General features: G+C 71.3%; 8 protein-coding genes. 7 read left to right on the top strand and 1 reads right to left on the bottom strand.

Features of this window, described 5'->3' with window-relative positions; translation table 11 throughout:
• Positions 1-69: 69 nt before the first annotated feature.
• Positions 70-1,428 (bottom strand): MFS transporter, encoded by a 1,359-nt coding sequence (locus AB0G28_RS20360; RefSeq protein WP_361090767.1) that lies wholly within the window; start codon positions 1,426-1,428, stop codon positions 70-72.
• A 187-nt stretch (positions 1,429-1,615) separates the two neighbouring features.
• Here AB0G28_RS20360 and AB0G28_RS20355 point away from each other — a divergent pair, with 187 nt between their 5' ends.
• From AB0G28_RS20355 to AB0G28_RS20325, 7 genes are all read left to right on the top strand, one after another.
• Positions 1,616-2,734 carry a serine hydrolase domain-containing protein gene (locus AB0G28_RS20355; RefSeq protein WP_361090764.1) on the top strand — a complete coding sequence of 373 codons (1,119 nt, stop codon included), beginning with the start codon at positions 1,616-1,618 and terminating at the stop codon, positions 2,732-2,734.
• Complete coding sequence (locus tag AB0G28_RS20350) at positions 2,731-3,507, top strand: MerR family transcriptional regulator (protein WP_361090761.1); 777 nt, start codon at positions 2,731-2,733, stop codon at positions 3,505-3,507. Before AB0G28_RS20355 ends, AB0G28_RS20350 begins: the two co-directional genes overlap by 4 nt.
• Before the next feature lie 59 nt (positions 3,508-3,566).
• Positions 3,567-4,190 carry a TetR family transcriptional regulator gene (locus AB0G28_RS20345; RefSeq protein WP_361090758.1) on the top strand — a complete coding sequence of 208 codons (624 nt, stop codon included), beginning with the start codon at positions 3,567-3,569 and terminating at the stop codon, positions 4,188-4,190.
• 85 nt (positions 4,191-4,275) lie between these two features.
• A complete protein-coding gene (locus AB0G28_RS20340) occupies positions 4,276-5,796 on the top strand; it encodes an FAD-dependent monooxygenase (protein WP_361090755.1) in 1,521 nt (506 codons plus the stop codon).
• Positions 5,797-5,822: 26 nt separating this feature from the next.
• A complete protein-coding gene (locus AB0G28_RS20335) occupies positions 5,823-6,209 on the top strand; it encodes a VOC family protein (RefSeq protein WP_361090752.1) in 387 nt (128 codons plus the stop codon).
• The gene (locus AB0G28_RS20330; protein WP_361090749.1) at positions 6,209-6,529 is read left to right on the top strand and encodes a metalloregulator ArsR/SmtB family transcription factor; all 321 of its coding nucleotides are present in this window, start codon (positions 6,209-6,211) and stop codon (positions 6,527-6,529) included. Before AB0G28_RS20335 ends, AB0G28_RS20330 begins: the two co-directional genes overlap by 1 nt.
• On the top strand, positions 6,526-6,963 hold the full coding sequence (locus AB0G28_RS20325; protein ID WP_361090746.1) for an SRPBCC domain-containing protein: 438 nt from the start codon (positions 6,526-6,528) through the stop codon (positions 6,961-6,963). Before AB0G28_RS20330 ends, AB0G28_RS20325 begins: the two co-directional genes overlap by 4 nt.
• Positions 6,964-6,969 lie beyond the last annotated feature (6 nt).

Raw genomic sequence — 6,969 nt, 5'->3', positions numbered from 1 at the left:
CTGACCCTCGTTTGTCCGTGAAGGCCTCCTTCCCGGCCTTAAAGGCCGGGAAGGAGGCCTTCACGGCTTTCACCCGGTGCGTGCCGCGCGGTGGTAGACCGCGGCGTCGTCGATGTCGGCCTTCGAACGGTCCTTCAAGGCGACGACGCACAGGACGGTGACCACCGCCGCGACGACGATGTAGCCCGAGATCGAGTACGGCGTCCCGGTCGTGTGCAACAGCCACGTCGCCAGCAGCGGCGCCGGCCCGCCGGCGAACACCGACGCCAGCTGGTAGCCGAGCCCGGCGCCGCCGTACCGCAGGTGCGTCGGGAAGCTTTCGCCGATGAGCGCGGCCTGCGGGCCGTACTGCAGCGCGTGCGGGATGAACGACACCACGACGGCGACGAACACCAGCACGTGCCCGCCGTGGCTCAGCACCGTGAAGTACGGGAACGCGATCACACCGGTCAGCACCGCCCCGCACAGGTACACGCGCTTGCGGCCGAAGCGGTCCGAAAGCGCCGAGAACAGCGGGATCATCGCCAGCTCGCACGCAGCCCCGACGAGGACCGCGTTGAGCACGAACGTCTTGCTGAAGTCGTGTCGCGCGACGACGTAGATCAGCACGTAGCTGGTGAACAGGTAGAACGGCATCTGCTCGCTGAACCGGACGCCGGCCGAGAGCAGGATCTCCCGCCAGTGGTGCCGGATCGCGTCGAGCACCGGCGTACGCGCGGTCTGCCGGTTCTCGACGAGCTTCGCGAACATCGGCGTCTCGAGGATCTTCAGCCGGATCACCAGGCCGACCGCGACGAGAACCAGGCTGGCCAGGAACGGGATCCGCCAGCCCCAGGAGTTGAACGCGTCGGGGGAGAGGGTCGCCGACAGCAGCGTCATGCCGCCGGTGCCGAGCACCAGCCCGACCGGGACGCCGATCTGCGCGAAACTGCCCAGCAGGCCGCGTTTGCGCTGGTTGCCCCACTCCATCGCGAGCAGCACCGAGCCGCTCCACTCGCCGCCGATCGCGATGCCCTGCACCAGCCGCAGCAGGACCAGGATGAGCGGCGCGGCGACGCCGATCGCCGACGTCCCGGGCAGGATCCCGACGATGCCGGAGGAGACGCCCATCAGCAGGAGGGTGACGATCAGCGTCGCCTTCCGGCCGATCCGGTCACCCCAGTGCCCGAAGATGGCGGCGCCGACCGGGCGCGCGGCGAACCCGACGGCGTAGGTCGCGAACGACTGCATGGCGCCGGCGTAGGCGCTGGACGCGGGGAAGAACAGGTGCGGGAAGACCAAGGCCGCCGCGGTGTTGTAGAGGAAGAAGTCATACCACTCGATGGTCGTGCCGATCGCGCTCGCCAGCGCCGCACGCCGTACCTGGACTCGTCCTGACTTGCTGTCCGATGCCACCTTGTGAGTGACACCGCCGTCTCCCAAAACCATCCTGCAACACCTCCGGTGACTGACGTCACACAACAGTGTGACGCCCGCCGACGGTTTCGGCGATCGATGACCGGAAGATCGTCCGGTCGGACGCCGCCGTGAGCCAGGTCACGGTTGAGGTTGACCTCGGGTCAGGGTGAACGCTCGCTCCAGACCGCGAAGACCACGGACCCGAGGAGCCAACCCCATGCCCAGCACCCTTTCCGACCAGACCACCGCCGCGCAGGACCGGTCCGCGCTGCGCGAGCTCCTCGCGGAGATCGTCGAATCCGGGTTCACCGGGATCACCGTGCGTGTCCACGACGAACACGGCGAGTGGGCCGGCAGTGCCGGGGTGGCCGAGCTCGGCGGAACCGCCGCGCCGCCGATCGACGGCCACGTCCGGATCGGCAGCAACACCAAGACCTTCACCGCGGCCCTGGTGCTCCAGCTGGTGGCCGAGGGCCGGATCGCCCTGGACACGCCCGCCGCCGGCTTCCTGCCGGAGTCCGGGCTGGACGAGCGCATCACGGTGCGGATGCTGCTGCAGCACACCAGCGGCGTCTTCAACTTCACCGGCGAGGTCTCCGGCGACGGCACGCTCGAGCCGGGCATCCCCATGCCCTACGGCCCAGCCGGTCGGGAGTGGGCCGAAGACCGGTTCCGCACCTACCGGCCCGAGGAGCTCGTGCGCCTGGCGCTGGCCAAGCCGGCCCGGTTCGAGCCGGGGACGGGCTGGAGCTATTCGAACACCAACTACGTGCTCGCCCGGCTGCTGATCGAAAAGATCACCGGCCACTCGTTCGCCGACGAGATGCGCCGGCGGATCCTCCGACCGCTCGGGCTGACGGGGACGGTGGTGCCCGAGTCCTCCCCGGAGATCCCCGAGCCGCACGCCCACGCCTACTACCGCGCCGGCGACGCCACGATCGACATCACCCGCCAGAACCCCTCCTGGATCTCCACCGGCGGCGACCTGATCTCGACCACCCGGGACCTGCACACCTTCATCGCCGCGCTGAACAGCGGCAAGCTCCTGCCGCCCGGGCTGCTGGCCGAGATGCGCACCCCGCGCCCGACAGGCATCCCGAACACGGGCTACGGCCTCGGGGTGTTCGTGCAGGAGACCGACGGCGGCACCGTGATCACCCACAACGGCGCCATGGCGGGCTTCGCGGCGCTCATGTACAGCACTCCCGACGGCGGCAAGACGCTGACCGCGGCACTGACCTGTGTGGACGATGCCGGCCTGTCCGTCGCGGCGGCGTTCCAGGACGCCCAGCGGAAGCTCGTCGACGCGGTGTTCTGCGGCAAGCTGGGCCGATGAGGACAGGGGTCACGATCGGGCAGGCGGCGGCGTTCGTCGGCGTCACCGTGAAGACGGTGCGGCACTACCACAAGCTCGGCCTGGTCGAGGAGCCGGAGCGCGACAGCTCCGGCTACCGCCGCTACGGCTCGGCCGAGCTGCTGCGGCTGGTGCGGGTCCGGACGCTGGCCGCGGCCGGGGTCCCGCTGGCCGAGGTCGGCCCCCTGCTCGAAAGCGACGCCGCGGAGTTCCCCACCGCGATCGCCGGCGTCGAGCGGCAGCTCACCGAACGGATCGACGAGCTGACCGCCCGGCGCGAAACGCTGCGCCGGCTCGCCGACGGCGACCGCGCTCTGCTGCCCGACCGCGCGGTGGCCCTGCTGGAGCGGATGCCCGGCCTCGGCTTCCCGGCCGAGGAGGTGGCGGCCACCCGCGAGGGCTGGGTGCTGGCCAAGGCCCTGGTTCCCGAGGGCTTCGACGCCTACCTGGCCGACGTCGAGCAGGCTCTCGACGATCCCGAGTACGTCGCCTTGATCCAACGCGGCGCCGAAGCCGCGAGCTGGGCGCCGGACGACCCCCGGATCGACGAGCTCACCACCGCCGTGGTCGACCACTACCTCGCCAACCCCGGGCGGCTGAAGATCGTCACCGGCCTGCAGGCCGGCACCGAGGCGGCGACCCGGTACGAACTGATCGCCCACCACGGCGAAGAGCCGGGTTCCCGGCTGCTCACGCTCGTCGAGACCAAGCTCCGCGCCGCCGGGGTCGCCCTCCCCAGGCCGAACTCCCGCTGACCCAAACTTTGCAGACTCTGCAACTTTGCAGAGTCTGCAAAGTTCGGTACGGTGGAGTCATGGACATCGACGGCGGCGGGCTGCGGGAGCGCAAGAAGCGGGAAACGCGCATCGCGCTGAGCTGGGCCACCATCCGGCTCGTGGTGGAACGCGGGCTGGACAACGTCCGGATCGAGGACATCGCCGCCGAGGCCGGGGTGTCCACCCGAACCTTCAGCAACTACTTCGCCACCAAGGGCGAGGCCATCGCGGCCCGGCACTTCGAGCGGGCCCGCTCGATCGCCGAGCAGCTGCGGCAGCGCCCTGCCGACGAACCGATCTGGACCGCCGTCACCGAGGCGGCCCTGACCGGGTTCGCCCTCGGCGACGGTACGCCCGAAAAGCTCTTCCCCGACGAGCAGTGGCTCAGCGGGATCCGCCTGATGGTCGCCGAACCCGCACTGCAGAGCGAGTTCGCGAAAGCCGGTGCCGCGGCGGAAGCCGAGTTCGCGGCCGCGATCGCCGAGCGCACCGGTACCGATGCCGCCAAGGATCTCTACCCGCGGCTGATGGCGGCCACCGTGGTCGCCGCGTTCAACGTGGTCATCGGGCAGTGGCTCGACACCGAACCGCCGGGCTCGATGGCCGACCTCCTGCGCGACGTCTTCGGCCGGCTCGCCGCCGGACTGCCCGCACCGCACTGATTTCGATCGATCACCGAGGGCGCCCGGCACCCGCCGGGCGGATTCGTCCTGCCCTTTTCGCGACCACCCACCAAGGAGTTCCGTCATGCACGACGTCGTCATCGCCGGAGCCGGCCCGAACGGCCTCATGCTCGCCTGTGAGCTCAGCCTCGCCGGGGTCCGGCCGCTGGTCCTCGAACGGCTGCCCGAACCGACCACCGAGCACCGCGCCAACGGCATGGTCGGCCAGGTCGTCCGGATGCTCGACCGCCGCGGCCTGCACGACCGGCTCGCCGGACCGCTCGGCCCGCCCACGCCCCGGTTCGTCTTCGGCGCGATGCCACTCGACCTCACCCTGGTCCCGGACATTCCGTTCCACATCCTGCCCGTCCCGCAACGGCGGATCGCGGCGATGCTCAGCGAGCGCGCCACCGAACTCGGCGTCGAGATCCGCCGCGGCCACGAGCTCACCGGCCTCGACCAGGACGCCGGCAGCGTCACCCTCCAGATCACCGGCCCGGACGGCCCGTACACCCTCGAAACCCGTTACCTCGTCGGCGCGGACGGCGGCCGCAGCGCCACCCGGAAACTGGCCGGCATCGGTTTTCCCGGCGTCACCGAGGACCGCAGCGTCTCCCGGTCGGCGCACGTCACCGTCCCGCAGGAAATCCTCGACCCCGCCACCGGCGGCCTGCGGGTTCCGGGCCACGGCGTCATCCCGGCGGTTTCCCACTACCGCACGGAAACCGGGCTGTTCATCTACGCGCCGCTCCAGGACGGCACGTCCGTGACGACCATCGAGTGGGTCGCGGACGACACCGGCGACGACAAGGCCATGACCGTGGCCGAGCTGCGCGAGAGCGTCCGCCGCGTCCTCGGCGCCGACGTCCCTCTTGGGCCGCCCGAAGGCGAGGGCCCGCACCTGGGACGGCGGCTCCACGGGCGCAACACCCGGCTGGCCGACCGGTTCCGGGAAGGTCGCGTGCTGCTGGTCGGCGACGCCGCCCACGTCCACTCCGCGATCGGCGGGCCCGGGCTCAACCTCGGCATGCAGGACGCGATCGGCCTCGGCTGGAAGCTCGCGGCCGAGATCCACGGCTGGGCGCCGCCGGGGCTGCTCGACACCTACGAGGCCGAGCGCCGCCCGGCCGCCGAGCGGGTCGTCATGCACACCCAGGCCCAGTCCGCGCTCATCGGGCCGGGCAGTCAAATCACCGCGCTGCGCGAGCTGTTCGGCGAGCTGCTCCGGCTGCCGGGGACCGTGCGGCACATCGCCGACCTGATGTCCGGCGCCGACATCCGGTACGAGCCGGCCACCGAGCACCCGCTCGACGGCCGGTGGGCCCCGGACCTCGCCCTGGACGACGGAACCCGGCTCGCCGAGCTGACCCGCACGGCGCGGCCCCTGCTGCTGGACTTCACCGGCTCACTGGGTGACGACCTGCGCGGGTGGACCGACCGAGTCGATCTCATCGCCGGGCGCGCCGAAGGTGAGGTGACGGCGATGCTGCTGCGCCCGGACTGCTACGTCGCCTGGGCGTCCAGTTCGGCGGAGCCCGACGACACCGAGCGCAAGGCCCTGCGAGCGGCACTGGAGCGGTGGTTCGGCAGCCCCGTTGACATGTAGGAAATCTCCTACGTAAGGTGGCGGGCATGACGATCACCCACGTGCAGTTCCTGACCCTGCCCGTCGCCGACCACGCCCGCGCGCGGGACTTCTACGTCGGCAAGCTCGGGTTCGAAGCCCTCGTCGACCGCCGCACACCCGAAGGCGGCCACTTCGTGATGGTGGCCCCCAAGGGCGCGAAGACCGGCGTGGTGCTGACCGATCAGCAGGTCACCGGCATCGGCGGCGGGACACAGCACTTCCAGCTGCAGACCACCGACCTCGACGCCGACGTCGCCGCCCTGCGGGCGGCCGGCGTCGAGGTCGCCGAGCCCGAGGAACGGCCGTGGGGCCGCGCCACCTCGTTCAAGGACCTCGACGGCCACACCCTCGGCTTGCTGGAGCCGTCGGACTTCGGCAACGTCCCGCGCTGATGCCGGTCAACGACGACGTCTTCGCCGCCCTCGCCAGCCCGGCTCGCCGCGAAGTCCTGCGGCTGCTGCTCGACGGCCCGATGGCCGCCGGTGCCATCGCGGACCGGTTTTCGATGGCCCGGCCCAGTCTCTCGGAACACCTCCGGGTGCTCCGGGAGGCGGGCCTGGTCAGCGAGCGGCGGGAAGGCCGCAACCGCGTCTACCGGCTGGACGCGGCCCCGCTCGAAGAGGTCGCGGACTGGCTCACGCCGTACGAGCGGTTCTGGCGGACCAAGCTCACCTCCCTGCGTGACCTGCTCGACGAGGAGGACGACCGGTGACCGGCGACGATCCGACCGCCGTGCACGTCGACCAGTTCCTCGCCCACCCGGCCCGCAAGGTGTGGCGTGCGCTGACCGAACCGGACCTGCTCGAACGGTGGCTCGGCATGCCCAACGACATCAAGCCCGTGGTGGGCCACCGGTTCGAGCTGCTGGCCCAGCCGGTGCCCGCCGCCGGGTTCGCCGGCGGCCCGGTCGCGTGCGAGGTCCTCGAGGTCGAGCCCGAGCGCAAGCTCAGCATCCGCTGGGGTCCGCAGTGGACGGTCACCTGGCGGCTGGAACTGGAGGGCACCGGCACCCGGCTCTTCCTCAGCCACGAGGGGTTCGACCCGGACGACGAGTTCCAGCGTGTCTCGCGGCGGATCATGGGCGGCGGCTGGCGCTCCCACGTGCCGCGGGCGCTGGCCCGCTTGCTCGACACGCTGCCGGACTAGGATCAG

Source organism: Amycolatopsis sp. NPDC021455 (genome assembly GCF_040640995.1).
In the GTDB taxonomy this organism is placed as follows: Bacteria; Actinomycetota; Actinomycetes; order Mycobacteriales; family Pseudonocardiaceae; genus Amycolatopsis.
Note: the sequence above shows the minus strand (reverse complement) of the source record. Positions and strands in the feature narration are given on the sequence as shown.